Here is a 24,909-nt window from a genome sequence, read left to right as displayed (position 1 = left end):
CTAAGCTGGAAAATATGAAACCGAAGCTGGAAAATACAAAACCGAAAAGCCTTTCCCCGTATCGGGGAAAGGCTTTTTTGACGAATAGTTTTTTTCGCCGGGAAGATCGGCACAAGCGCAGGCGGCAAGCCGCGGGAAGCGGCAGCAGTCCGCCTGTTCGCCAAGCGGCGGATGGGCTGCCTTCGCCGCGCGCCGGCCGTCTATTCCATAAAGACGACGCGGTTTTTGCCTTCGCGCTTGGCTTTCATCAATGCGCGGTCGGCCTGCGCGACGAAATGCGTGAACCGGTGGTCAAGCGTCGGTCGCATGACCGCGCCTCCGATACTGACCGTCACGTAATCGAAGCCGGAGCCGTCTTCGCCGCGGCGGATCTGCAGGTCGACGACGGCCTGGCGCAGCTGCTCGGCCAGTTCTTCGGCCCGGTAAGCGTGCTCGCCGTCCAGGCGGAGCATGAACGTGCCGCCGCCGGTGCGCGAGACGCTCGCTTTGCGCTGGCGCCCGAACAGGTCCAGCACCTGCGCGACGTTCTGGATGCACAGGTCGCCGCCCTGAAGCCCGTAGACGGCGTTGTAATTGCGGAAATCGTCGATATCGATCTCCAGCAGCGCGATCGGATGTTCGTCGGATCTTGCGGAAGCGTCCCAGTCTTCTTCGAGGCGCTGCTCGAACGCCCGCCGGTTCGGCAGGTCGGTCAGCGGATCGGTCGTCATGTAACTGCTGAGCTGGTCGGTAATGCTCGTGTATTCCGTCTGCTGTTCGACCGTTTCGGCGATTTTGCGCGCGATCAGCATAATCGAAGGCCGGCCGCTGTGCGAGACGGCGGCAAGCGTAATGTCCAGGTTCAACGGTTCGCACTGCACGTTGACGAACGCCTGGCTGCCCGACACGAGCAGCGAGGAATCGTGTTCCAGCTGCTTTAGCAGTTCGCCCATCGGCTTGCGCGAATCTTCCAGCACGAACGGCAGGAAGTCCCGCCCGATCAATTTGTCTTTGTCGGGTTCGCCGAGCAGAACGGCCGCCTGCTCGTTGCAGTACACGATATGCCGGTCGGTCAGCGTGAAGAACGCGACCGGGGAAAATTCCATCAGCTGCAAATACCGCTGTTCGTTCTGCCGCAGCACGCGCGAATTTTGCAGCGCCTGCTCTTCCGCCCGCTGCAGGTCGCTTTTGGTCTGGTTGTCGACGACGGCCCGCAGCTCGAACAGGGCATTCAGTTCTTCGGTCTTCCAATCGAACGCGGTCGACTGCACGACCTGGCGCCATTTCTCGAACGATTTGCGCGGAGACAGGCGCATGCCGTCGTTGTCCTGGATAACGGCCTTGGCCGGATCGCCGGCCCAGTCCACGATCTGTAGCACTTCCGGGCGGAACCAGATGATATAGTTCTGCTGCCCGGGCGACAGAGCGACATAGAGCGCGCCGGAAGCTTTCTCCTTATAGGAAACGGCCGGCGGGAATTCCAGGCTGAGCCGGTCCGTGCGGTACGTGTAATTCGACGTTTTGCCGCCCATCCAGCCGGCCAGTTCGCGAATGTCTCCGGGCGGAGGCGTCTCCCCGAACAGGAGCAGCTTATCGTTGTAGCTGACGGCGGCGCCCGAAGCGCCCATCAGGTCGAGCAGCCGGCGTTCGGACGCGTACAGTTCTTCCACGACCTGGAACGGGCTGGAATTGCCGATAAAGATCTTGGCAATCTTCGACGCTTCGGTGCGCAGCCGGAGTTCCGCCTGGTATTCGTCGAGCTGCTGACGCTGGTACAGCTCGTTCGAGAAAAACGCGCCCAGGAAATTGCACAGATTGCGAATCCGGTGCGAGACGTACTTGGGCGAATAATGATGGCACGTAATCATGCCCCACAGCTGGCCGTCGTGAATCAGGGAGATGGTTACCGTCGCGCCCACGCCCATATTGTGCAGATATTCGACATGCAGCGGCGAGACGCTGCGCAGCACGGACAAGCTCAAGTTGAGCGGTCGTCCGGTAAGCGGCTGCACGGTCGGCACGATCTCGACCGGCGTGTAGTTCACGTCGACGATCGTCCGCAGCCAGTTGCGCAAATACAGTTCGCGCGCCTGCTTCGGAATGTCGGAAGCCGGATAGTGATGGCCGAGGAACGGTTCGAGCCCCGGTTCTTTGGCTTCCGCGATCACTTTGCCGTTCCACTGTTTGTCGAACTCGTAGATCATGACGCGATCGTAACCGAGAATCTCTTTGACCTGTTCGGCCGCGGCCTGGCTCGCGGTGTACCGGTTCGCACTCTGCTTGAGCTTTACGAAAAAGGTCCGGATCCAGCGGAAATCGTCGTCTCCTTCTTCATCGTCGGTCTCAAGTTCCAGTTCCAGAATGAGCAGCCCTTCGCTCTCGTGGGCCACGGTCGTAAAGCGGACCGGCAGCCCGTCCACTTCGATCTGCAATTTGAGGTACTGCAAATCCGAAGAAGCCGCGGCGTTCAAATCGCGTTCGAGCAGGTCGTTCATCGCTTCCTGCCCGATCAGATCGGCGAGCGAACTGCCGAGCAGCTCGTCCGGTGTCCGTCCGAGCAGGTCGTTCGAATTGCGGCTGCATTGGACGATCTTGCCCGCCGACGTGCGCCGGGCGGCAAGCAGGACGCCGTTGGGTTGGATCATGCCGGGAATATGAATCGGTTCTTTGTCGCAGTTGGTCAGGTCGATCGGTTCATCGGTAACGAATCCGTCACCGGTAATCAACGACCGGTTCAGGGGTTCGTTATCGGGATTCGGGTTTGCTTGTGCCATGTAGGGAATGAAGCCTCCTGTTGTCTGATTCTTGCTGTTATTTCCGTTGACCTAACGCGGCGCGGTGAGATCGGCGTCGATCCACCGCTGAAGCAGACGGAACGTGGAGATCGCCGCTTCGGTCATCTCGTCGCTGCGGGATTCGTCCGCGCCCGCTTCCGCCAGACGTTCGCGGAACGCGCTCCACCGTTCGCGCGTCTGGGCGCCGTAAGCGTTGAAGTAACGCAGTCCGGCTTCCGGGCTGACCGCAAGCGTCTTGGACAGCTGGCGGGTAATCATCTGTCCACCCATCGTGGACCCTTCGATGACGTAGAAGCAGCCGAGCAGCTTACCCGGCGTCGATACGTCGGGCAGGTCCGAGCAGCGGGGCAGGGCCCGGATCTGCTCGGGGCTCAAGCCCAGATGCCCCAGGTCCTGCTCCAGCATCGGGGTCTTGCGCCGGTCCGCCAGATCGTAACCGGAAGCGTCCAGCGCGCCCGAAGCTTCCGCCTGCTCTTCGAGCGGAGCGATAAATCCATAGAATAATTCCAGGTAATGCGTATATGCGTCCAAGTCCAACGTACCCGCCATGATGCCGGCGGCGTACGGATTCGACTCCACCTGATCGTGGTAAGGCGCGCTTTCGGCTTTGAGCCGTTCCAAAATATGAAGTTTCATTCTGTCTGTTCTCTCCTTACGGTCGCAACGAAACACAAAACGACAGCCCGGGAGCCGCCATACCTCGCCCCAACGATCATGAATTTAATTAAGCGTTTGAAAGTTCTGCCGTATCATTAAGAATAACCGATTTATGCGTTGAAAAAAAGAGTGCTTTGCACAAATTATTTGCACAACGCCGGTTTCTTTTTTATACCGTTTCGATAAAAAGAAAAGCCTTTTGAATGCCGAAATCGTCCGGTCTTCAAAAGGCTCACAAAAAGGCGGTCGGCTCAATATTCGTGCCACACGTCCCGATATTCGTCATTTCGTTTGAACTGTGCCCTTACATAGGAGCAGACCGGGAAGATACGCTTGTCTTGCAGGCGCGCTTCTTCCACCAGACGGTCGAGCAGCAGCTTGGCGACGCTGCCGCCGCGGTATTCCGGGTCGACGTACGTATGGTTGGCCATCCACGTGTCCGGTTCCGGACCTTCCGCGTACGTGATCTCGCCGATCGTCTCGCCTGCGCGCTTCAGCTTGAAGCCGTCGGCTTCGCGCACGAACTGCGCGCCCGCGATGATCGAACCGGCCGGCTCTTTGTCTTTGCCCGCGTCCTTGATCCCCGCGACGCCCTGCTTGATTCCGGTTACCTCCGATTTGAGGTCGCCGATACCCAGTTTCAAATAAGACAGGGACGCCTTGAACTTCGCCGGCTTTTCTTTGACCTGCGTCTGCACCTGTTCCATATTGCCTTTGAGCGTATCCACTTCCGTTTTCAGTCCGTCCATGGACGCTTTGATACCGTCGAGCGCCTGCTTCGTATCGCTGATGCTCGTCTTGATCGTTTTCAACATGCTCATTTCGTTCGCCCTCCTTCGGATCTAACACTTGTTGCCCTTCTTGTTGCCCATGTCGCTTATTACCCACTTGGCGTCCTTTTGGAGCTGTCTCGCTATCAAGAACGAGCAAAACGGAAAAATAAAGCGCTATTTTGCGTCTGAGGAAGATTGAAAGAGGTGACTCTCCCAGATCTCCGTTTACAAACATCTTCATCTTTTTACAGACGTTTTACTTTTCTCCCGCCCGGGTTAATATGGGATCAACACCAGCGACGCTTCGCAGCTACACAATACAAAACGAAGAACGCGCCGGTGCCAATCCAAGACTTTTTCCAACATCCGTAAAGGAGGGACAAGTCCAATGGACTAGGGTAAGCGAAGCATATCCGTGAAGCTCTTCCTTAATAGAAAGACGCCCGTGAAAACGTCTTTCGGAGAATCCGGTATGCGGGACACTTCGGTACTCGCCGTAGACCATTGTCAAGGACGGAAGAATGAAGACCGGTCAAACGAGATGTAAGGTAATCATCTTGGATGAAGGGAGCAGGATTCCGATGAAACAGGTTAGCGAAGCGTATCGATGACCGATTTTCACGCATGAAAAACGTACGTGTGAAAAACGTACGTGAAAACGTTTTTCGTGAGATCGAGGATACGCGGGAACTCAGAAGCTTGAACGTGATGACGGAAATGTCCGCAAGCAGAAGCGAAGTTTGGATCTGCGAAAGGAGAAGATTCCGATGACACAGGTAAGCGAAGCATACTGAGTGGTTTTACGTCAAGGAGGCGTACGTGACAGCACCTTCCTGTAAAATCAGGTATGTGGGAAACTCAGAGCCGCCCGTCGCAATTCGCTATTATGGAAGACCGAACGTTTCATGCAGCACCCAAGCAAGAAGCAAGAGTTCGAAAAAAAGCATAAAGGTTAAGGTGACGACTTGAAGAAAACTTGTACAATTGTAGAAGGAAGCGCGATTTCGAGCAGGCATAGAAGCCTTGCAAAAAAGGAGCATGATTCCAATGCAATAGGTCAGGCAGGCAGGCCGTTGTCGTCGCATACTGGACACGACGATCCAGAAGACGCTTAATGCGAGCCATCAGGCTGTCAAACCAAAGGGAAACTATTGTTCATCGGAAGAAGCCGTTTCGAGCAGGATTAGGCCTCGCGTAGAGAGGAGCAGGATTCCAATGCAATAGCGTAAGCGAAGCATACTGCAACGATTCTCACCCGGGAAAAACTTACGTGAAAAAGTTTTTCGTGAAATCGATGTATGCGGGAACTCACCCCCCATATGCAAGACGACATGGTACGACCGCGAATATGCGGTAAGCTCCGATGAGACGGAGTTCGGATGCACGACCCGGGCTATACAAATTTTAAATATCGAACCGCTAAACGATTGGCGACAGCTGTGAAGCAGCCGGCAATCGGCAAGACTGGAACACAAGTTAGTTGTTCACCATGTCAAGCATGTGGATTGGATGTTCAGGAGGAACGAAGAAAATTGAATACGAACGATAACGAATAATCCCCCGCAGTCTTGTTAATTCAAGGATGCGGGGGTATTTGTGTGCGTACTTTTTTATTCCACATTCAGCCCTTCTTCTTCGAGCATCTCCTGCAAATCGAACAGCATGACGATCCGGTCGTTCGTCTTGTACATCCCCGTAAAGAAAGTACCCGCCCGTTTGCCCCGGCTGCGTCCGTCGGAGATTTGCGGCGCCTGTGCGCCGGTCTGCAGCACTTCCGTCACTTCGTCCACGATCAAGCCTACGTGAAGCCGGCCCAACTGCACGAGCAGCAGCCGCTGCTTGGGATCGGCCGGCGCTTCGTCGAAGCCGAACGCGAACCGGACGTCGAAGATCGGCATGATCTTGCCCCGGATCTTCATCATGCCGCGCACGGCCGAATAATAATCCGAGACCGGCACTTCCGCGGGCACGGTCAAAATTTGCAGTACGCTGCCGATCGGCAGACCGTATTCTTCCCCTTCGATTTTGAACACGACAAACTGCTCGGCGTTATCTTGGAACATCGTCGCAGCCCCTTCCTTCGCTTGTTTGTCCTTAGTGTACACGATTCGCCCGGTTCCGCATACGGGAACCGGGCGAATGAAGAACAGGTACGTCGTCAAATTCAGAATTACAAATCCACAATTACAAATCCAGAATGCCCGGACGCGGTGTAACGCCAAAGGCCGCTGCCAGATCGGACAGCTGCCGCTCGGTAATACGCTGCTTGATCGGATGATGCGCGACCAGCATATAGATTTGGGCCGCTTTTTCAATCGTCTCGATCAAGCCGAACGCTTCGTCGATCGTCGTGCCCGTGCCGAAGATGCCGTGCTGCGGCCATATGACCGAATGGTATTCCCGCATCTTCTCCGCCGTGGCCCGGCCGATTTCGTTGGAGCCCGGCACCATCCACGGAATGATGCCGATTCCGTCCGGGAACACGACGATACATTCGGTGCACATTTCCCACAGCGTCTTCGTGAACTTCGCTTCGTCGAGCTCATGGATAAACGTCATGGCCAGCACATGCGTCGCATGGTTATGGATGACGACGCGATGATCCGGGTCGACTTTGAGCCGTTCGATATGGCTCATAAAATGCGATGCCAGTTCGCTCGTCGGCCTGGCTCCGTTCTCCAATCCCCAGAGCAGTTCGAGCAAGCTTCCGTCCGCCGACACGCGCAGCAATCCAAGATTGCCGGCCGGGTCGTGCAGCACGTTTTTGAAATATTTGCCGGAGCCAGTCACGATAAAATAACGGCCGGCCAGTTCGCCGACCGGAAAAGCCGGTTCGATCACGCGAATGACCCGCTCAAGATCGAAATAAGGGGCGACTTCGGCTTCCTCCAACAAATAACTGACGTTGCCGCCGTTGCGCTCGTCCCAGCCGTTGCGCCACATATGCTGCGTAATCTCGGACATCTCCCGTATAAACGGCACTTCAAGCGACTGTGCGGTATTTCCGGCGTTGATCGTACTCATGGCGTTCCCCTCCCGGCTTCTCTTGGCTGAAGCACTTCTTTCTCGTGGCGTTTGACCTCGTCCAACCATTTTTCGCGCACCGGCACGCCGGCCTGCCGACAAAATTGATCCCAGATCGCGCCGAACGGATACGACTTGAACTCTTCGACGAGTGCCAGGCGCGACGTGTAATCCCGCTCAAGTTCGATCCGCTTGAGCTGCTCCACCGGTTCGAGCAGCGCGCGCAGCAGCGCTTTCTGCATATTGCGCACGCCGATCACCCAGGCGGCGACATGGTTGATGCTGCCGTCGAAGAAATCGAGCCCGATATGCGTACGGGGCAGCAGGTCGCCGCGGACGAGTTCGCGGGCAATCTCCAGCAGTTCGTCGTCCATCGTAATGACGTGGTCGCTGTCCCAGCGTACCGGGCGGCTCACATGCAGCAGCAGCCGGTCGGCGAACATCAGAATCGAAGACAGCTTGTTCGAGATCACTTCCGTCGGATGGAAATGGCCCGCGTCGAGGCAGATCGTCTTGCCCCGGCTCATGGCGTAGCCCATATAGAATTCATGCGAGCCGACGACATAGCTCTCCGAACCGATGCCGAACAGCTTGCTTTCGACGGCATCGATGTTATACGTTTCGTCGATTTCGTCGGCGAAAATGTCGTCCAGCGCTTCTCTCAGGCGGGCGCGCGGCGACCAGCGGTCGACCGGCGTGTCTTTGTACCCGTCCGGCAGCCAGTGATTGGTGACGCACGGCTGCCCCAGCTCGCGGCCGAAACTCTCCGCGATGCGGCGGGACGCTTTGCAGTGGTCGATCCAAAACTGCCGAATCGCCGGATCGGAATGGCTGAGCGTAAACCCGTCTTCGGCTTTGGGATGCGAGAACAGCGTCGGATTAAAATCGAGGCCGAGCCCGTTCTGCTTCGCCCAATCGATCCAGCCCCGGAAATGGCGCGGCTGGAGTTCGTCCAGATCGACGTCTTCGTCGGTATCGGCATAGATCGCGTGCAGATTGACTTTGTGTTTGCCCGGAATGAGCGACAGCGCAAGCTCGAGATCGGAGCGCAGCTCGCCCGGCGTCGACGCCCGGCCGGGATAGCTGCCGGTGACGGCGATGCCTCCGCCCAGCGCGTCGCCGCGCCGCAGAAAGCCCCGCACGTCGTCGCCCTGCCAGCAGTGCAGCGAAATCTTGATGCCCGCAAGCTTGCGCAGCGCGGCTTCGACGTCCACCCCGTGCCGTTCGTACAATTGTTTGGCTTCCAGATAAGCCGTTTCGACCTTGTCCCTCATCGCAAGCTCTCCTTCGGATTCAATTGGGTCAACGTTCTCCAGCGCCGCTCAAGCATTTCCCTGCCGGGAACGGGGTTCGGGCGGTACTTCTCGGACGGAAAAGAATCGGCGATCACGCGCCGCGCTTCCGCCACGTCCGCGAGCGCGCCGGACGCGATCAGCTGCACGGCGATGCTGCCGATCGCGGTCGCTTCCGACGGCCCTGTGCGGACTTCGATGCCCAGCAGATCGGCGGTCAGCTGCGACAGCAGCCGATTGTTCGACCCGCCCCCGACGATATGCAGCACGTCGTACGAGACGCCGGTCAACTCTTCCAAGCGCACCAGGGCATCGAGATACGTAAAAGCGAGGCTGTCGAAGATGCACCGGGCCAACCGGGCCGCATCTTCCGGCACGGGCTGTCCGCTATCGCGGCAAAAATGCCGGATCGCTTCCGTCATGCTGGCCGGATTCAGAAACCGTTCGTCGTTGCACGGAACGAGGCTCCGGAACGGTTCTTCCTGCGCGGCCCGGTCCGCAAGTTCCGCAAAGCTGCGGCCGCTCCCTTCTTCGCGCCGGACTTCCTGGATCATCCACAGCCCCATAATGTTCTGTAGAAAACGAAACGTGCCGTAAGCGCCCCATTCGTTCGTATACCCGGCCTGCCGCGCCGCTTCGCTGTTCAGCGGCTGCGCCAGCTCGGCTCCGAGCAGCGACCAGGTGCCGCTGCTCAGATACGCCCAGCTCCGGCCCGGCGCAGCCGGCACGCCGACGACGGCGGAAGCGGTATCGTGCGTCGGCACGGCGATGACCGTGCAATCCGGGTAACGTCCGCTCTCCGCGAGCTCCGCCTTCAAGCCGCCGAGCCGTGTCCCCGGCTGCGTCAAGGCCGCAAACTGTTCGCGCCCCAGACCGAGCAGGCCGAGCAGCTCGGCGTCGAACTCCCGCGTATGTACGTTCAGCAGCTGCGTCGTGGACGCGTTCGTCGCTTCGTTGATCGCTAGGCCGGTCAGGCGGTAATACAAATAGTCCGGCACGAGCATAATTTGCCGCGCGTGCCGAAGCTGCTCGCGATCGTGCACGTACAGCTGATACAGCGTATTGAAACTCATCTCCCGAATGCCGGTCCTGCCGTACACGGCCTGCCGATCGAGGTGCTCGCGGTGAAACCGATCCGGCGCTCCCGCCGTCCGGACATCCCGGTACGCGTAGACGTCGTGCAGTCTCTCCCCCGCTTCGTCCAGCAGCACATAATCGACGCCCCACGTATCAATCCCAAGCGTGCAGGCATCGATGCCGGCGAGCCGGGCCCGGTTCAATCCGGTCAGCAGCTCGTTAAGCAAAGCGTCGACTTCCCAGTAATCATGCCCGTCTTTGCGTGTAAAAGCGTTCTCAAAACGATACAGCTCCTGCAATTCCAACTTGCCTTCGATCAGGGTACCCGCGACCAGCCGGCCGCTGGAAGCCCCGATATCGACGGCGATCGCCTGCGCCATGTCCATTCCTCCGCTTGTTGGACTAAAATCCATATCTTGTGCTTCTATCGTACCTGCGTTCTTCTTTTCAGTCAACAATATCTCTTCTATAATCTGTGGTTTTCCGTGGATTATTTCTTTTTTTCGGACATTGCAAAAATGAATATTCGTATAAAAAGCGAATACCCACAGACTGACGATCTCTTGTTTTCCGTCTTCTACAGCCGTAACGATCGCTGCGCGCGGATCGCTTTTGAATTCGCCGCCTGGTTTGCCGTAGCTCTGGTAATGTACCAGGCGGAGCGGGTCACTTCTGTTGGATGCGCGGCAGAATACTCTTAAATGGCGTGCCGATCGCTGTACCCGCTCTGCGCGTAGCCTGAGCAACCTTGCCGGTCGTTTGAATCATGTACCGCTTCGAACGTTTCGCCGCAGGCGCCGTACCGAAGATGGCTTCTTCGTCCCAAAGACCGATGATCACGGATACGCTGAGCCCGGTACGCTTCGATTCTTCTTGCGCTGCTTTCAAAATACTTTTCTGGTCCATTCATCAGCCTTTCCATAATGGACGGCAGTGGCCCTTCGCCGATCACCGAAGATCAGTCCAGCTCGCCGCCTTGCGAAATCCCATAAGATCAATTTCGTTTATCGCTCTCATTTATAGTGGGCAATCGTAAGAGGAGCTTTAAAAAAAGAAAAGATCCAGCGTATTTGCTGGATCGCTTAGAATCCGCCGGCACTCGCACCATGATTAAAGGCACCACTACCAGCTCCGTGACCTGCAGGTGCGCCGCCTCCGGCTCCGTGAATTCCGGGCGAACTACCACCTGCTCCATGAATACTAGGCGTACTTCCTCCAATTCCATGAGTCATCGTTCATTCCTCCGATCCATTAAATATGCGTGCGCTCTTTAGGCGCTCGCACTTGTGCATAGGAGCCAGAAAAAAAAGCTCCACTCGGTGTGGACGATTCCTGCCGGAATAAGGGGTAGCAGGGACACCCGGGAGCGCTGCTCCCTATGTCTCTTACTGTAAGTCTGTTCTTGCGCCGTTTTAGCGCCATGTTAACTTCAACTTACCGTCACAATTTCGCCCACTCGCTTTCTTCATTCTCTTCATCATCTGACGGCGAGCTAGGCATTTAGTATCTCTATAGCTTCAGTCATTCCGTAATGGTTTCAATGTCTTCGACTAGCCACGCTTCATCTTGCTTGATCTTGCTTGATCTTGCTTGATCTAGCAAATGGTTTAACTCCTTTATTATTTACATTTTTTTGATTTCTATTGCTAGGATATTTTTATCTTGGAGCTGAATGTAAACATTCTCGGAATAAAAACCCCTAAGCTCAGTTCTTGGTTTATAAAAAAAGATTGTCCTCAGGACAATCTTCAAATCCTCCAAATTACTAATTTAATTTTTCTTTTCCTTATTTACGTAGCTACTCTGCTGATTGAAAAATTTTTGAACCGTTCGCGTGATATCTGCATTTTCATTTACCATTTTCAGTTGTTTATCACTTGTTTGCTTCATGTTGCTTCCATATATAGGTGTTGTCAAAATTTCAATAAAGGTTCCAGGAAAACTTAAAGTATTTATAGCTAGATCCATTACTGTTGTTTCTTTAGGCAGCCGAGAATCTTCGTTTTCTGTTCCATAAATCCGAGTTGTATTTAAATAAGTTTTCTCAGTTAGCTGTGGGGAATATGTCAACACAATTTGCGTGTAAAATCCAGATTTAATATTTATGAGTTCATATTTTTGTTTTAAAGGTCTAGCTATATCATCGCCTCCCATTAAATCCATCTCTCCTTCAGCCCATTCTCCTCCTTCATTAGCAGAATAAACCGTAGCACCAAGATTTTTAGGTTGAATAATACTTTTATATTCCGCATTTAACAGCGCGAAAAAGGATTGATTCAAATCTACAAATGATTCGTAACTTAAAACTTCGACTTCTGAAGATAAATCTTTAGCTGATGAAAAGGGCTGTTGTTTATAAAACGAGAAAGACAAGATAATAATTACTGAAATCATTAAAAATCCAATTATGAAAGAACGTTTTCTCATAAAAAAACCTCCATGGTTCAAAAAAATAAATATATATTCCTGAATTTTAAATCTATTTATTTTCCCAAGTAAACCCTTTTTAGATTTTTTTAAAAATCAATTTCTATGTATTTGAAAAAGTTGATTTAGTTTTATAACGCGTCTATGCAGAAAGTAGTTACTCAATTTAAAAAAAATTTAATCAATGTTTACCTTTAGCAGATAACACCACTCAGTAGGTCTTTAATATTTCATTTCCTCATAATTTAAGGCACTCAGCAATGGTCTCTACCACTTTATCAATACGTCGATCCATAGTACGTGCGCTCATACTCGCAAATCGGAAGATCGTCGTTTTGTAAGTCCGGAAGCGGAAATATCGCTTTTGCAACACGCGCTGAACTTCTTCGTCTGCAATTAAGTTGATGGCCGTGTTAATGTCGTCAACCATACGCCGGTAGATACGCCACACTTCCTCTTCCCGACTCGTCCGTTCAGTTCGGCGCTCAAGTGCCAGGCACATCGTCTCTATGAAATCCCGTTTTTCGGGTTTAGGAATTCATTTATTCCTATTATGAATTTATCATGTAATTATTTTCACATGTTTTCTATAGACTGCTGCCCTTTTTATCATAGTGCCCGCTGGCACACCGATTTTCTTGCGATGCGAAGATATCGATCTGCGAGCTTTTCGTTTGGGCGATTCAAAGTTCTTGTCCGGACCAATCGCCGCCAGGTGCGCCGCAATCTTTTCTTGGCTCCAGAATTCGATCTTCACGCCGCGCTGGCTGCTCCGCTGGACGTCGATCGGAACCTCTTTCCGGCGGGCATAGTCGATCTCGTCCTCCGTCTTTTCCTCATTCGCTTTATTCCATTTACCTTAAACGTTACCGGCCTTTTGAACCGGCGTAGTCGCTGCCCTCTCCGGCGACCAGCCACGGTCGTTCATCCGGCTGCGGAACGTGCCTTCGCCGATCCCGTTCTTCTTTGCCAGGTCGACGTATTTCGGATCGATATAAACTCTCGGCATCTCCATTCCCCTATGTGACTCATGTCATTCTCGGTACCAACCGATCTCCTTCGAAAGCATATCTACGTACAATCCATCTTCGTATTCTTCGTAGTCCGATTGTCCCCAACTGCGAGGAGCCAAGAACCGCTCGATACCTTCCAGGGTAATCCAAAGTTCTTTACTCTCTGGATTGACGTATTGAATGACTGCCGGCTGATCTCGCCACCAGACCTTCATGCCGCGCACCTTTTCCTCCCAGTCACGGAACATAACGTCCAACGGGTACTCCTCCAGCAGCTGAACCAGCTTGTGCTGCGCAGTTGCCAAGCCATAATCCATATAGCGAGCAGTAAATCACCGCGATGTTTAGGCTGGAAAGTTATTAATCATAGAGGAGGACTTTAAAAATGAGGTCAGTCAAAGATTCAGACAGAAAATCTTTGTGATCAACAGTTTGGTTCGAACTATCTGTAAAGGATGTCGCTGGGCCTATTTTAAAAAAGCTTAAGTCGATTCGACTTTAATAAGGTTCGCGATATCATACATTCCGCCATACTGCCGGTCCCATTTACTTTGCTCTCTGGCCAATAGATTTGCGCGCGACGGCCGCTCTTCGAAAAGCACTATACTTTGCCCTCGCCGAGTCCCTTTCGCGTCCGATGCGTTACCTTATCGTCTTTCGTCAGGTTTGGATTCTGCTCTGCCTGCGATCTGCTCCACATTCACTTCGCTTTTCGTGACATGACAGGTAGCGTTCACTTGTCGCGCGATGCAGTCAATGTATTGTAGATCAATCTATTTGTTTGGATTTTATCAACTCCTGCACCCGTATTTGGTTCAAATTCTGCCCGAGCGATTGAAGAACTTTGCCGACCGGATAATCCTGATTGCAGTAGACATCGATCGTGGCAAACTTGCACTGCTACATGGGATGCCTCTCCCGCCGCCGCTCCCCGTCTTTTTTGGACGCAAAAAAAGGAACGGCTCAAAAGCCGTTCCTTCGTTGATCGACAGGTTCCGAATAAGGATCGGCGCCGAAGCCGCCGCTTATTCTTCTTCCGAGTCGACGTTATGATACACCTGCTGCACGTCTTCGAGATCTTCCAGCGCGTCGATCATCTTCTCGAACTGCTTCTCCGCGTCCTCGGACAGCGAGACGAACGTCTGCGGCAGCATCGTGATCTCGGCGACCGTGAAGTCTTCGATTCCGGATGCGCGCAGCGCTTCCTGCACGGCGTGGAACTGATCCGGCGCGGCGTAGATGATGACCGCTTCGTCTTCGGTCATGATGTCGCGGGCATCGACGTCCGCTTCCATCAACAGCTCAAGCACCTGCTCTTCGTCTTTGCCTTCGATGCCGATAACGGCCGTCTCGTCGAACATGTACGCGACCGATCCGCTGACGCCGAGGTTGCCGCCGTTTTTGCTGAATGCGGCGCGCACGTCGGAAGCGGTCCGGTTGACGTTGTTGGTCAGCGTATCGACGATGACCATCGCGCCGTTCGGTCCGAAGCCTTCGTAGCGCAGTTCCGTATACGTCTCGTCGCCGCTGCCTCTGGCTTTGTCGAGGGCGCGGTCGATGATCGCTTTTGGCACGTTATAGGTTTTGGCACGCTCCAGCACGACCTTCAGCGCGCGGTTCGATTCGGGATCGACCTCGCCTTTTTTGGCTGCCACGTAAATTTCGACGCCGAATTTGGCATATACCCGGCTTGTATTGGCATCTTTGGAAGCTTTCTTTTCCTTGATATTATTCCATTTACGACCCATATCTATCCCGCTCGCTTTCCGTTGATTGAATCTAGCCTGAATTTCATACCCGTTTATTGTAGCGTGAAAAAGTTACCGGAACAAGTGCGTATCTCCCGTCTGCCCCCGCCGCACAGCAAACCGCCCTGCTTGGGTCATAGATCGCCGCTCAGCTTGTTGAACGCCCGGCGCGCATTTTGCAGAAAAATTTCGCGTTCTCCCCGCTCTTCCGCGGACAAGTCCCCCTGCAGGCGATGTTCGGCTTCGCCGATCGCCAGATGCAGGCTTTCCTTGAGCGCCCGGCGCTCGGCGTCGCTCAGCAGCCCTTTGAGCTTGTCCGACACGTTCGGCGTGTACGGCATACGGTTATATTCTTCCGCGCTGATCGTCCGCACGTCCAGATACGTATTTTTCACTTCGATGATGGTGCTCGGGTTGCGCACGTTTTTGTCCGTTTCCACCACGACGCATTTGTTGACATGGTCCGGATAGACGTTGATAATCTTCTGCCGAATCCCCAGTACGCCGCAGATCCGGCTGAATGGAATCCGGTGCACCCGGTTGACTTCTTCCGACATGGGCCTCTCCTCCGTTTACGCAGGCAGTCCTTGCGGACCGTATAGGTCCAGCATATCACAATCGGGATCAAAAACGCCCGAATTCGTTGACAGGCTTTCATTCTTCCGATATAGTTGTTAAGACAACTATATTAAGGCATCGGTCCGCTTGCGGCCGGTCTTACGGGAGGCTTACCGGTATTGGATCAACAACGATTATGGACCCGCAATTTTCTGACGATAAGCTTCAGCAGCTTTTTCATCTTCATTAACTTCTATATTCTCGCGGTGACGCTGCCGGAATATGCGCTCACCCATCTGGGCGGCAGTTCGAACGGCATGGGACTCGTCACGACGGTATTCGTAATCGCGGCGGTGCTGTTCCGCCCGCTCACCGGCAAATGGCTGGACGAAATCAATCGCAAAAAACTGCTCGTATTCTCGGTCGTCATGTTCGCCGCGTGCAGCTTTTTCTATGTATGGGTGCCGAATTACGCGCTGCTGCTCGTCTTGCGCTTCGTGCACGGCATCTCTTTTGGCATCGCGGCCACGACCACGTCGACCGTCGTACTGGACGTGATCCCGCGCGAACGCAAAGGCGAAGGCATCGGCTACTTCACCCTGTTCATGAGTCTGGCCATGGTCTTCGGGCCGTTCGTCGGCTTGTCGGTCTCGTCCGGCGCCGGCTACCCGGTCCTGTTCCTGCTCATCGCCGTCTTCGGCGTTCTGGCCTGCTTCTTCGGCGTTATCACGCCGATTCCGCGGCACGAACCGAAGCCGAGCGATCTCGGCGCCTGGCATATCAAACGCTTCTTCGAAGTGCGCGCCCTGCCGATCGCGATCGCCGGCTTCCTGATCGCTTTCGCTTACGGCGCGATCTCGACCTTTATCGCGGTATACGCCGATTCGCTCGGACTCAAAAGCGTCGCCAGCTATTTCTTCGTCGTCTTCGCCGCCGTCGTGCTGCTGTCGCGGCCGTTCACCGGCCGGCTGTTCGACCGGCGCGGCGCGCATATGCTCGTCTATCCGGGCATCGCGCTGTTCGCGATCGGACTGCTTGCGCTGAGCCAGGCCGGCTCGGCCGCCTTCTTCCTGCTGACGGCCGCCGTAATCGGCCTCGGGTACGGCGCGATCATTCCGAGCTTCCAGACGCTCGCGATCCAGTCCGCGCCCGCGCACCGCAGCGGCCTCGCGACAGGCACGTATTTCGTCCTGTTCGATCTGGGATACGGACTCGGGTCTTACCTGCTCGGCCTCGTCGCTTCGAAGGCCGGTTACTCGTCGATGTACCTGATCGGAGGATTCACCGTCTTGCTGGCGCTCGGCACGTATTACGGGCTGTACCATCGGCCGCAGCGGCTCCGGTCTGCGCGGGACGCGCAGGTGCGAGATGTGCAGGTGCGGGACGCCCAGGGACGAGAAGCTCAGGTTCAAGAAGCGCAGGGACAAGGTCAAAAAGCTTTGTCGTAAATGGAGAGGCAGCGTCGACCGGCCGATTCGGGCGTTAAGGCCGGGCTGGCCAGCCGATCATCATGACGCAAAACAGACGTGTACGGGGTTCCGCGATCGCGATTAGCGACTGCGCCCGTCACGTCTTTTTTGGTATGCGCGAAGGTTTCCGCTTGTTATGAACGCTTGCGCTGTTTAATTACGCAAGCTTCCCGGCAAACTACGTTTTTCGCACCCTTTTCTCAACGTTCGGACGATTTGTATAAAATAACGGCCGAATAACGTCATAAGTACAGCTATTTTTGCTCGTCCGTACGCGCCAAGCCGAATACCGTCCTGAGAGCAGTTATTTTCCCGCCCAAGCGCCGCAAATCCCCTTTTTCCGCAAAATAAGTGGATCTATGACGTTATTCGCGATTCTGACGACTGTTCGGCAAAAATAAATGGATTCCTGCACTTATTCGTATATTCATCCTTACGTCCAAACGACCGAATAACCAAAAGCTCTCCGCAACGAGCAAAAACAAAAGACGCCGGCAAATCCCGGCGTCTTTTCTTTATAGTAGCGCTGCGCGCAGCCCAAACGGCGGTTATGGCCGGTCCGGGTAAGAACCGCCGTCTTTGCCGGTGATGAGATTGGCCGACTCGCGGGTCGGATCGGTGGTGTCGCGCAGATCGACTTCGGCGTCGCGGCTGCGCACCGGATCGCCGGCGTTTTCCGCGGAAGCGGGCAGTTCCGCTCCGCGTACGCCGGCGGGCGGAACGCGCTCGTCGACGGGAGCCATATTCGACGTGGACGGCGTGCCGTCCGGGTCGAAATAAGACGTGTTGTTGGCTCCGCTGCGACGGAACACTTCGTAGATCCGGCTGCGCATCGACTCGTCTTCTTCGACCATGACGAGCACGTCGCCGTGATGGATACGTTCGTCGTAATACTCGGCTTCTTTTTCCGGAATGCCGAGACCGATCAATCCGCCGGCCAGTCCGCCTACGCCGGCGCCAACGGCCGCGCCCGCAAGCGCTGCGGCGATCGGTCCGGCGGCCAGCAGCGGGCCGATGCCCGGAATGGCGAGGGCGCCGAGGCTTGCGAGCACCCCGGCCGCTCCGCCGAGCGTGCCGCCGGTCAAAGCGCCGGCTGTCAGGCCTTCCGGTGCTTTAGTCCCAGTCTCGTTGCGCAGCGCTTCCGAATCTTTGGCGTTTTTGGCTACGATCGAGATCCGGTCCGCGTCGTAACCAGCTTCTTTGAGTTCTTTGATCGCCTGCACGGCCTGTTCTTCGCGCTCGAATGTACCCGAAATTTTTTTGATCATAACTATTTCCTCCCCGGTTTATTGACTTGTTCTCTTTTACCCTTTCCCCTTTCGAACCAAACTTCCCTCAAAAATGGGAATCTATTTACCTATTTTAAAAATTCTATCCTCCTTTCTTCTCTTGGCGCTGCCCGGTTGACATAGTATGATAGGACTATACGATTTTGGTATCCCGGATCTGCGCGGATAAGGAGGGCATCTAGAGAATGGAAGAAACGAAGCAGCAGGACCCGATTATTGCCCCGCTCCTTCATGCGCTCGAAGACTGTATTTACGTGATGGACTGGGACGGCGAGAACTTTCGTTACCGCTATGTCAACCGCGCGGCCGCCGTGCTCAGCGAGCTCGGTCCGGAACATATGGGACAGACTTTTTTCGAAGTGTATGAACATGAACCCGAAATGGGCAAATATCTGCACCATAAATATTTGAAAGTGCTTCAGGAACGGGAAAGTATCCGCTTCGCGGACGGGACGCTGCTTCCGACCGGAGCGCTCAGCGGAGAAAGCATTTTATCGCCGATTTTCCGCGCCGACGGCAGTATCGAAGCGGTCGCATGCGTGACCCGAGACATGATCTCCAGCGCGGAACGCGGACATCGGCTGCACCATTATGCCTATCATGACGAATTGACGCAGCTGTTCAACCGGCGTTTTCTGTACGAGTTCGTCAACAAGCCGTACGTGCTGTTTCTGATCGACCTCGACAATTTTAAAAATATCAACGATGCGCTCGGGCACGAGACCGGCGATACGCTGTTGATCGAAGTCGCGCAGCGCTTTCGGCAATCGTTCGGCCCTCCGAACGTGATTGCCCGCCAAGGCGCCGACGAGTTTATCATCGTGTGCGATACGCCGATCCCCTACCCGGAAGAGAAAGCCAAGCGCATTCTCGAAGTGCTGGACGAGCCGTTCCTGCTCGGCGACCGGATGATCCGGGTCAGCGCAAGCGTCGGCATGGCTTCTTCGAGCGAACGGACCGAGCTGTCGATGCTGCTGCGTCAAGCCGATATCGCGCTGTACTACGCCAAAAGCAAAGGCCGCAGCCGGTATCACGAATACAACGCGGAACTGCGCTACGATCAGGTCATCAAATTCGATTACGAGATCTCGCTCAATCAATGCCTCGAACGCGAAGAACTGCTGCTGCATTACCAGCCGATCTTCGATCCTTCGAACAACAAAGTCGTCGAGGTCGAAGCGCTGCTGCGCTGGAACCTCGGCCACAGCCGATTGGTCTCCCCGGCCGATTTTATTCCCGTCGCCGAAGAGACCGGGCTGATCGTGCCGATCGGCGAATGGGTCATTCGCCAGGCGTGCAAAGACCTGCCGAAGATCAGCGAGAAGTTCGGCCCGCATGTACGGATCGCCGTGAACATCTCCCGGGCCCAGTTCGAGGAAGAAAATTTCGTCGAACGGCTGAACGCGATCATTGCCGAAGAAGGCATGTCGCCGCAGCGTTTCGATCTCGAAGTGACCGAGACGCTCGTTATGCGAAATCTGGAAGAAATTTGCGTCATCTTGAAGCAGCTGCGCGAACAGGGCTACATGATCTCGCTCGACGATTTCGGTACTGGGTATTCGTCGCTCGGCATTTTGTCGCAGATTCCGATCGACAAATTCAAGCTGGACCGCTCGTTCATCGTCCAGATGAATCCGGCCGTTATCTCGGCACTGCTCGCCATGGCCCGCGCGATGGACCTCGACGTGGTCGCCGAAGGCGTGGAAGACGGAGACCAGCTTATTCAACTGATGAATATGGGCTGCCCGGGCATTCAGGGTTATCTTATCTGCCGGCCGATGAGCGTGGAAGACCTGCCGAGCATCTGGTTCCCGGATGCCGAACCTTCCCTCGCCTAAGCCGGCGGCCCAACGCGCTGCACCCGGCGGAAGTCCGCACCGGCTCCGCTCCAAAGGTACACACGTCCGCTATTGAGAATTCCAATCAAAAAGCCGTTTCGACTCCCGCCAAGTGCGGAAGTCGAAACGGCTTTTTGCGTAAACGTCTGATTGGACAGCGAAATTTGCGGGCAGCGTTCGCCGTAAAATTTTAACACCGAATTTCGACGCCGAACTTCAACAACGAACGTCAATCCAACCGTTCAGCCGGCGTCAGGAGATGAGTCCGACCTGACGGGCCTGTTCTTCGGTCAGAATAAACTGCTCGTTTGCCCAATAATCCTTGTCTTTTTCCAGGCCGAACATATCGATAATCTTGTCCCAAATTTTCCGCTGCATCGCTTCTTGTTGGGTGATCATGATCTTCATCGCAAGGTCCCCTTTCGAGCGGCATGTTCGCCATGCCTTCTATCCTGCTTTTACCCGATCGGAGGCCGATCCGACTCGCTTTCGCTCCGCTCTTGCGCAAATTCCGGCCGCGCCGGTGCCCCGCCCCCGCGAAAGCAGCCGGTCAAATGGTCGTCGACCAGCCCGGACGCCTGCATGAGCGCGTAGCAGATTGTGCTGCCGACGAAGCCGAAACCGCGCGTTTTGAGATCGCGGCTCAGCCGGTCCGACACGTCGGTGCGCGCCGGCACTTCTTCGGGCGAAGTCCGGTGTCCGACAATCGGACAGCCGTCCACGAAGCGCCAGATATAGGCATCGAAGCTGCCGAACTCCTGCTGCACGCGCAGAAAAGCGTTGGCGTTGCGGATCGCCGATTCAAGCTTCAGCCGATTGCGGATAATGCCCGCGTCGCCCATCAGCGCTTCGATTTTGTCCGTATCGTAAGCCGCGACAATCTCGGGATCGAAACCGTCGAACACTTCGCGGTACCGCTCCCTTTTTTTCAACACCGTATACCAACTGAGCCCGGCCTGCGCGCCTTCCAGAATCAGCAGTTCGAACCAGCGGCGATCGTCGTGCACGGGCACGCCCCATTCTTCGTCGTGATACCGGATATACAGCGGATCTTCGTTCACCCAGCGGCATCGGACCGTCTGCTGCGGCATGCTTCATTCCTCCCGTTTGTCGATCCGGCGAATACCGCTCCCGCGGCCGTTATGCGCCTATGCCCGGCAGACCGCGTTTGGGTAAAATTTTCATGTAATCGTCGGAAAGCTTCATTAATTGCAAAATATACTCGTAATCTTCGCGGTACGGTTCAAGATCCGTCACCGGTTCGTGCGTGTCGAGCGAGATGGCCGTTCCGTCTTCGAACCCTTCGCCGGGCACGAACAGCACGCCGTCGCCCACGAACGAACCGGTCGGCAGATAGTAGCGGATACCGACCACGTTGCGGTCCGTATTGAGCAGGTCGCGGCCGAACACCGTATGGTTTTCTTGGTCCAAAGAAATGCCCAGCAGATTCATCAACGTCGGCACGAAGTCCATCTGTCCGCCGGCCAGTTCGATCTCTTCTCCCTGCTCCTTGCCCGGCACGTGAATCAGCAGCGGAATATTGAACCGGCTCGCGTTAACGTCGTACGGAATGCCGAGCATCGACGAGACCCACGCGGGATCGTTCTCGGCCGTCGACAATCCGCCGTGATCGCCGTATACGAGCAGCAGCGTGTCTTCCCACAGCCCTTTGTCTTTGAGGCTTTGGATCAGTTCGCCGAGCGCGTAATCCGTATAATGCTGCGCGTTCAGATAGTTGCCCAGTTGGGTCCCCTGCAGCCGCTCGGGAATGCCGAACTGCGGAAATCCTTCCGGCACGTCGAACGGAGCGTGGCTGGACGTCGTGACGAATTGGGCATAGAACGGCGAACCGTCGGCTCGCATCTCGTCGATTTTCTCCAGGCCGACCCGGTACATCTCTTCATCCGAAGCGCCGAAGTTGTTGAACCGGTCGTTTTTGTAATTCGGCTTGTCGTAATACTGTTGAAAACCGAGCGCCGGATACAGTTGGTTGCGATCCCAGAACGTCGCGCTGTTGATCTGGAACGTGGCCGTTTTGTATCCTTTTTGTTCCAGCAAGCGCGGCGAACTCGGAATCTCCCGGTCTCCGTAGCCGGTCGACATCGCAATCTGCGCGGTCGGGTAGATCGACGTGTTGGAGATAAATTCCGCATCCGACGTGTTGCCCGGACCGATCTGTTGAAAAATATTCGGGAAATAAAAGCTTCGCTTCGCCAGCTTGTTCAGGTTCGGCGTCACTTCCCGGCCATCCAGTTCGTAGCCCAGCACGAAATTCTGGAACGATTCCATCTGGACAACGATGACGTTCTTGCCTTGGGCCGCTCCGAACAACGCCGGCTTCCCCGGCTGCGCGCTTGCCGCCCCGTTCGGGGCGCTGCCCGCTTGATCCGTATACGGGAACGACTGCTGGAGCGACTTGACCTGCGCGGCAATTTCTTCCGGCGAAGTCGAAGCGAGAAACTCCCGCTCTTTGCGCTTGTCGATCGCCGTACTGACCTGATAGTTGAAAAAGCCGACGTTTTCCGCGCGCACGATCTCGTTGCTGATCGCCGAGCTGCGGCTGATCCAGATGCCCGACAGCAGCAGGCAGACGATCAGCAGCGCGGACACGGCGATCCGGCTCATACGCGTCGCGGTCTCGCCCCACGTAAGAGGCGTTCCGCGGCCGCCGAACGACAAGCCGCTCCGCGAACGCTTGCGGCGCACGAACCGCGCGGCGGTACGGCCTGCCAGATAGAGCAGATCGGCGAAGAACAGGAAGTAAGCCGGCTTGATCAGTCCGCCCACCATGTTGCCGACTTCAGGTACCTGACCCAGCGAGCCGAGCACGACATACGTCGGGACCGAACCGAAATAGGAATGATAGACGGCCGCCGCGAAAAAGAACAACGACAAGACGAGATTGGCCGTCCACGCTGTGCCCGCGCGCCAGCGGCGCGGCACGAGCAGTTCCAGCAGGCACGTCAGCGCAAGTGCCGTCGACAAGTCGATGACCAGTCCGCCGAGCTCGAATTCGGCGAAGAAAAACCAGCGCAGCAGCAGCAGTTTGACGAACAACAGGCCGAATACGATCAGGAAAGCTTTATCGGGTCTGCGGCTCGTTCGGGATGGAGTCGGAGTGATATTCATTCAAGTCCCTTCTTTATCTTCAGAATGTAGGTGAAAGATTCATTATAAAACACTCTGTTTACATGGTCAAAACATTGTGTTTACAAACGAGGCAAAATAGAGCGGCCAAAACGGCCTTTTCCGCTTTTCCCCCACCGGAATACGTCAAAAAGAAGGCCTGCGCGCATGCAGGCCTTCTTTCGGTACGGCTTCTGGATATTCGAAGCGACTTTTTCTCAATCAACCTTTATTTCCACTGTATGTTTGCTTGATTTCCGCTTTATTTGTACGGTTTCTCGATCCCGGCCGCAGCCGGGCCGGAACCTCAGATTTTGGAATCGTAACGGCACAGCCGAAAGTCGGCTTCGCCTGCCGAGATCGTCACGATGCCAAACGAATACTGTGCCAGGCGGCGCTTGTCTGTCGGCGAACCGGGATTAAACATCGCCGGTTGGGCCGGTTGGGCCGGCTCGGCCGGGTGGTCGGCGTCCGGCAGACGCGGCACATGCGAATGGCCGAATAGAATGATCGCAACCGATTCGCCCGCGAAAGCGGCCCGCGCGTTATATTCCGTGCTGCCCCGGCCCAAATGGCCGTGGGTCAGCCCGATACGCAGTCCGCCGACTTCGACGATGCGGCGGTAGCCCCAACGTTCGACGATGGCCGGCCCGTCGTTGTTGCCGGCTACGCCTTGCACCGGCGCATAGGCAGCCAGCAGGTCGTGCACGTCCGGCGACGTCCAGTCTCCGGCGTGCAGGATCAGGTCGGCGTCCGCCAGCTCTTCGACCAGCCGCGGCGGAAGCGCTTTGGCCATCCGCATCATATGCGTGTCGGACACGACGACGATCTTGACGGTGTCGGCCGCTTCCGACGCGGCGATCCGGACGGTGTCGATCGTATCTGCCCCTGTGCGCTCTGTGCGGCTCCCGGCTGCTCCGAAATCGCTCATCGCGCTTTGACCTGTTCGCGGCGTTCGGCCCGATCCCGCTCGTTCAGCTTCGGGCAGTTGTAGCAGTACTGCGCGCCGGGCAGCATATGGTACAGGCAGCAGCTCGGACGCAGCTGGATGCGCTGCTCCGGGTCGGTCAGATGTTCGACGTAGCGAAAGCGCAGGTCAAACGGATTCTTCTTGCGGCCGAACAGTTCCGGTTCCAGCGTCTTGAGCTGCTCGTAGCCCCGTTCCAGCCGTTCGCGGTGCGGTGCGAGCATCGGCCCGAATTCCGGATGGCTGCGCCACAGACTCGCGAAATAGTCCATCCGTCCGGGCAGCTGCGCCCAGATCATGCCAGGCGGAAGCCCGGACAGCGCGGCGAACTGGCCGAACAGCTCGCGGCACGTCTCGCCGTAGAACAATCGCAGCCCTTCTCGCATCCAGGCGTCGCGTTCGGCTTCGTCCGCCGGCGCAGGTTCGGCGGCGCGGCTGTCGATGACGAAATTCAGCATATGCCCGTTCTCCAGGCGAAACAGCTGTACGCTCAGATTGTCCGCGGACAAATCCGGACGCAGTCCCGCGGCGGCCGGGAAATACAGCGAAGCCGCGGCGACGCCGCTGTACCAACTGCAAAAGTAAGTGACGGCCGCCTGCAGATCGGGCGCCTTCAGCACCTCGGCGAACAGGCGCAGAAAGCGTTCCGCGCCGCCCTGCGCAGACAGCTCCGCAAGCTTCATCGTCATTTCCGCTCCGGTGCGCGGTTCGGCGCTCATATAAAACTGCGGCAGCAGCAGGTCGGGATCGAATTCGGGGTGGAACGGTTCGGTCATCACAGATTCATCCTTTCCGTATCGGGCATGCTTCTTCTGCGTTCATCGTACTTGATTCCGAACGCCCGTTCAACCGTAATGGTTAACGCGTCAAAAAAAGA

At 55.8% G+C, this 24,909-nt stretch carries 21 protein-coding genes; 2 read left to right on the top strand and 19 right to left on the bottom strand.

Annotated elements, in window-relative coordinates; translation table 11 throughout:
- Nucleotides 1–200 precede the first annotated feature (200 nt).
- The 13 genes from FFV09_RS21390 to FFV09_RS21335 form a co-directional block, all read right to left on the bottom strand.
- On the bottom strand, nt 201–2,753 hold the full coding sequence (locus FFV09_RS21390; protein WP_141449727.1) for a sensor domain-containing diguanylate cyclase: 2,553 nt from the start codon (nt 2,751–2,753) through the stop codon (nt 201–203).
- Between the two features lie 51 nt (nt 2,754–2,804).
- Nucleotides 2,805–3,410: a biliverdin-producing heme oxygenase gene (locus tag FFV09_RS21385; protein WP_141449726.1), complete on the bottom strand. Its 606-nt coding sequence runs from the start codon at nt 3,408–3,410 to the stop codon at nt 2,805–2,807.
- A gap of 272 nt (nt 3,411–3,682) precedes the next feature.
- Nucleotides 3,683–4,252 (bottom strand): GNAT family N-acetyltransferase, encoded by a 570-nt coding sequence (locus FFV09_RS21380; RefSeq protein WP_141449725.1) that lies wholly within the window; start codon nt 4,250–4,252, stop codon nt 3,683–3,685.
- A gap of 1,562 nt (nt 4,253–5,814) precedes the next feature.
- Complete coding sequence (locus FFV09_RS21375; protein WP_141449724.1) at nt 5,815–6,267, bottom strand: chemotaxis protein CheW; 453 nt, start codon at nt 6,265–6,267, stop codon at nt 5,815–5,817.
- Nucleotides 6,268–6,388: 121 nt separating this feature from the next.
- On the bottom strand, nt 6,389–7,228 hold the full coding sequence (gene rhaD, locus FFV09_RS21370; protein WP_141449723.1) for a rhamnulose-1-phosphate aldolase: 840 nt from the start codon (nt 7,226–7,228) through the stop codon (nt 6,389–6,391).
- A complete protein-coding gene (rhaA, locus tag FFV09_RS21365; RefSeq protein WP_141449722.1) occupies nt 7,225–8,502 on the bottom strand; it encodes an L-rhamnose isomerase in 1,278 nt (425 codons plus the stop codon). The genes rhaD and rhaA overlap by 4 nt, the downstream gene beginning before the upstream one ends.
- The gene (gene rhaB, locus FFV09_RS21360) at nt 8,499–9,977 is read right to left on the bottom strand and encodes a rhamnulokinase (protein WP_141450571.1); all 1,479 of its coding nucleotides are present in this window, start codon (nt 9,975–9,977) and stop codon (nt 8,499–8,501) included. Before rhaB ends, rhaA begins: the two co-directional genes overlap by 4 nt.
- 286 nt (nt 9,978–10,263) lie before the next feature.
- Entirely contained in the window at nt 10,264–10,503 is a 240-nt protein-coding gene (locus FFV09_RS21355) for a hypothetical protein (RefSeq protein ID WP_141449721.1), read from the bottom strand.
- Nucleotides 10,504–11,367: 864 nt separating this feature from the next.
- Nucleotides 11,368–12,024 carry a hypothetical protein gene (locus tag FFV09_RS21350; protein ID WP_141449720.1) on the bottom strand — a complete coding sequence of 219 codons (657 nt, stop codon included), beginning with the start codon at nt 12,022–12,024 and terminating at the stop codon, nt 11,368–11,370.
- An 859-nt stretch (nt 12,025–12,883) separates the two neighbouring features.
- Nucleotides 12,884–13,033 (bottom strand): hypothetical protein, encoded by a 150-nt coding sequence (locus FFV09_RS23905; protein ID WP_170315108.1) that lies wholly within the window; start codon nt 13,031–13,033, stop codon nt 12,884–12,886.
- 24 nt (nt 13,034–13,057) lie between these two features.
- Nucleotides 13,058–13,294, bottom strand: coding sequence for a hypothetical protein (locus tag FFV09_RS21345; protein WP_141449719.1), 237 nt, complete (start codon nt 13,292–13,294; stop codon nt 13,058–13,060).
- Between the two features lie 768 nt (nt 13,295–14,062).
- Nucleotides 14,063–14,785, bottom strand: coding sequence for a YebC/PmpR family DNA-binding transcriptional regulator (locus tag FFV09_RS21340; protein ID WP_141449718.1), 723 nt, complete (start codon nt 14,783–14,785; stop codon nt 14,063–14,065).
- A 134-nt stretch (nt 14,786–14,919) separates the two neighbouring features.
- Nucleotides 14,920–15,342, bottom strand: coding sequence for a hypothetical protein (locus FFV09_RS21335; protein ID WP_141449717.1), 423 nt, complete (start codon nt 15,340–15,342; stop codon nt 14,920–14,922).
- A 180-nt stretch (nt 15,343–15,522) separates the two neighbouring features.
- On the opposite strand from FFV09_RS21335, the gene FFV09_RS21330 reads away from it, so the two are divergent.
- Nucleotides 15,523–16,791 carry an MFS transporter gene (locus tag FFV09_RS21330; protein ID WP_141449716.1) on the top strand — a complete coding sequence of 423 codons (1,269 nt, stop codon included), beginning with the start codon at nt 15,523–15,525 and terminating at the stop codon, nt 16,789–16,791.
- Between the two features lie 569 nt (nt 16,792–17,360).
- Here FFV09_RS21330 and FFV09_RS21325 read toward each other — a convergent pair.
- Entirely contained in the window at nt 17,361–18,080 is a 720-nt protein-coding gene (locus FFV09_RS21325; protein ID WP_141449715.1) for a general stress protein, read from the bottom strand.
- A 206-nt stretch (nt 18,081–18,286) separates the two neighbouring features.
- Between FFV09_RS21325 and FFV09_RS21320 the strand changes: the two genes are divergently transcribed.
- Complete coding sequence (locus tag FFV09_RS21320) at nt 18,287–19,939, top strand: putative bifunctional diguanylate cyclase/phosphodiesterase (protein ID WP_141449714.1); 1,653 nt, start codon at nt 18,287–18,289, stop codon at nt 19,937–19,939.
- A 252-nt stretch (nt 19,940–20,191) separates the two neighbouring features.
- Here FFV09_RS21320 and FFV09_RS23900 read toward each other — a convergent pair whose 3' ends face one another.
- From FFV09_RS23900 to FFV09_RS21300, 5 genes are all read right to left on the bottom strand, one after another.
- Nucleotides 20,192–20,347, bottom strand: a complete 156-nt coding sequence (locus FFV09_RS23900; RefSeq protein ID WP_170315107.1) for a hypothetical protein — start codon at nt 20,345–20,347, stop codon at nt 20,192–20,194.
- 50 nt (nt 20,348–20,397) lie between these two features.
- A complete protein-coding gene (locus tag FFV09_RS21315) occupies nt 20,398–21,030 on the bottom strand; it encodes a DNA-3-methyladenine glycosylase I (protein ID WP_141449713.1) in 633 nt (210 codons plus the stop codon).
- A gap of 49 nt (nt 21,031–21,079) precedes the next feature.
- Entirely contained in the window at nt 21,080–23,068 is a 1,989-nt protein-coding gene (locus tag FFV09_RS21310) for an LTA synthase family protein (RefSeq protein WP_141449712.1), read from the bottom strand.
- A gap of 304 nt (nt 23,069–23,372) precedes the next feature.
- Nucleotides 23,373–23,996, bottom strand: a complete 624-nt coding sequence (locus tag FFV09_RS21305) for a metallophosphoesterase family protein (protein ID WP_141449711.1) — start codon at nt 23,994–23,996, stop codon at nt 23,373–23,375.
- Nucleotides 23,993–24,808, bottom strand: coding sequence for a (2Fe-2S)-binding protein (locus FFV09_RS21300; RefSeq protein ID WP_141449710.1), 816 nt, complete (start codon nt 24,806–24,808; stop codon nt 23,993–23,995). Before FFV09_RS21300 ends, FFV09_RS21305 begins: the two co-directional genes overlap by 4 nt.
- Between the last annotated feature and the right edge of the window lie 101 nt (nt 24,809–24,909).

Origin of the sequence: Saccharibacillus brassicae, from assembly GCF_006542275.1 — a bacterium.
In the GTDB taxonomy this organism is placed as follows: Bacteria; Bacillota; Bacilli; order Paenibacillales; family Paenibacillaceae; genus Saccharibacillus; species Saccharibacillus brassicae.
This window is presented reverse-complemented; position numbering and strand designations above follow the sequence as displayed.

Coding starts and splice junctions, on each gene's coding strand:
- FFV09_RS21390 (WP_141449727.1), bottom strand. CDS start 2,753: ATGGCACAAGCAAACCCGAATCCCGATAACGAACCCCTGAACCGGTCG.
- FFV09_RS21385 (WP_141449726.1), bottom strand. CDS start 3,410: ATGAAACTTCATATTTTGGAACGGCTCAAAGCCGAAAGCGCGCCTTAC.
- FFV09_RS21380 (WP_141449725.1), bottom strand. CDS start 4,252: ATGAGCATGTTGAAAACGATCAAGACGAGCATCAGCGATACGAAGCAG.
- FFV09_RS21375 (WP_141449724.1), bottom strand. CDS start 6,267: ATGTTCCAAGATAACGCCGAGCAGTTTGTCGTGTTCAAAATCGAAGGG.
- rhaD (WP_141449723.1), bottom strand. CDS start 7,228: ATGAGTACGATCAACGCCGGAAATACCGCACAGTCGCTTGAAGTGCCG.
- rhaA (WP_141449722.1), bottom strand. CDS start 8,502: ATGAGGGACAAGGTCGAAACGGCTTATCTGGAAGCCAAACAATTGTAC.
- rhaB (WP_141450571.1), bottom strand. CDS start 9,977: ATGGCGCAGGCGATCGCCGTCGATATCGGGGCTTCCAGCGGCCGGCTG.
- FFV09_RS21355 (WP_141449721.1), bottom strand. CDS start 10,503: ATGGACCAGAAAAGTATTTTGAAAGCAGCGCAAGAAGAATCGAAGCGT.
- FFV09_RS21350 (WP_141449720.1), bottom strand. CDS start 12,024: ATGAGAAAACGTTCTTTCATAATTGGATTTTTAATGATTTCAGTAATT.
- FFV09_RS23905 (WP_170315108.1), bottom strand. CDS start 13,033: ATGCCGAGAGTTTATATCGATCCGAAATACGTCGACCTGGCAAAGAAG.
- FFV09_RS21340 (WP_141449718.1), bottom strand. CDS start 14,785: ATGGGTCGTAAATGGAATAATATCAAGGAAAAGAAAGCTTCCAAAGAT.
- FFV09_RS21335 (WP_141449717.1), bottom strand. CDS start 15,342: ATGTCGGAAGAAGTCAACCGGGTGCACCGGATTCCATTCAGCCGGATC.
- FFV09_RS21325 (WP_141449715.1), bottom strand. CDS start 18,080: ATGATCAAAAAAATTTCGGGTACATTCGAGCGCGAAGAACAGGCCGTG.
- FFV09_RS21320 (WP_141449714.1), top strand. CDS start 18,287: ATGGAAGAAACGAAGCAGCAGGACCCGATTATTGCCCCGCTCCTTCAT.
- FFV09_RS23900 (WP_170315107.1), bottom strand. CDS start 20,347: ATGAAGATCATGATCACCCAACAAGAAGCGATGCAGCGGAAAATTTGG.
- FFV09_RS21315 (WP_141449713.1), bottom strand. CDS start 21,030: ATGCCGCAGCAGACGGTCCGATGCCGCTGGGTGAACGAAGATCCGCTG.
- FFV09_RS21310 (WP_141449712.1), bottom strand. CDS start 23,068: ATGAATATCACTCCGACTCCATCCCGAACGAGCCGCAGACCCGATAAA.
- FFV09_RS21305 (WP_141449711.1), bottom strand. CDS start 23,996: ATGAGCGATTTCGGAGCAGCCGGGAGCCGCACAGAGCGCACAGGGGCA.
- FFV09_RS21300 (WP_141449710.1), bottom strand. CDS start 24,808: ATGACCGAACCGTTCCACCCCGAATTCGATCCCGACCTGCTGCTGCCG.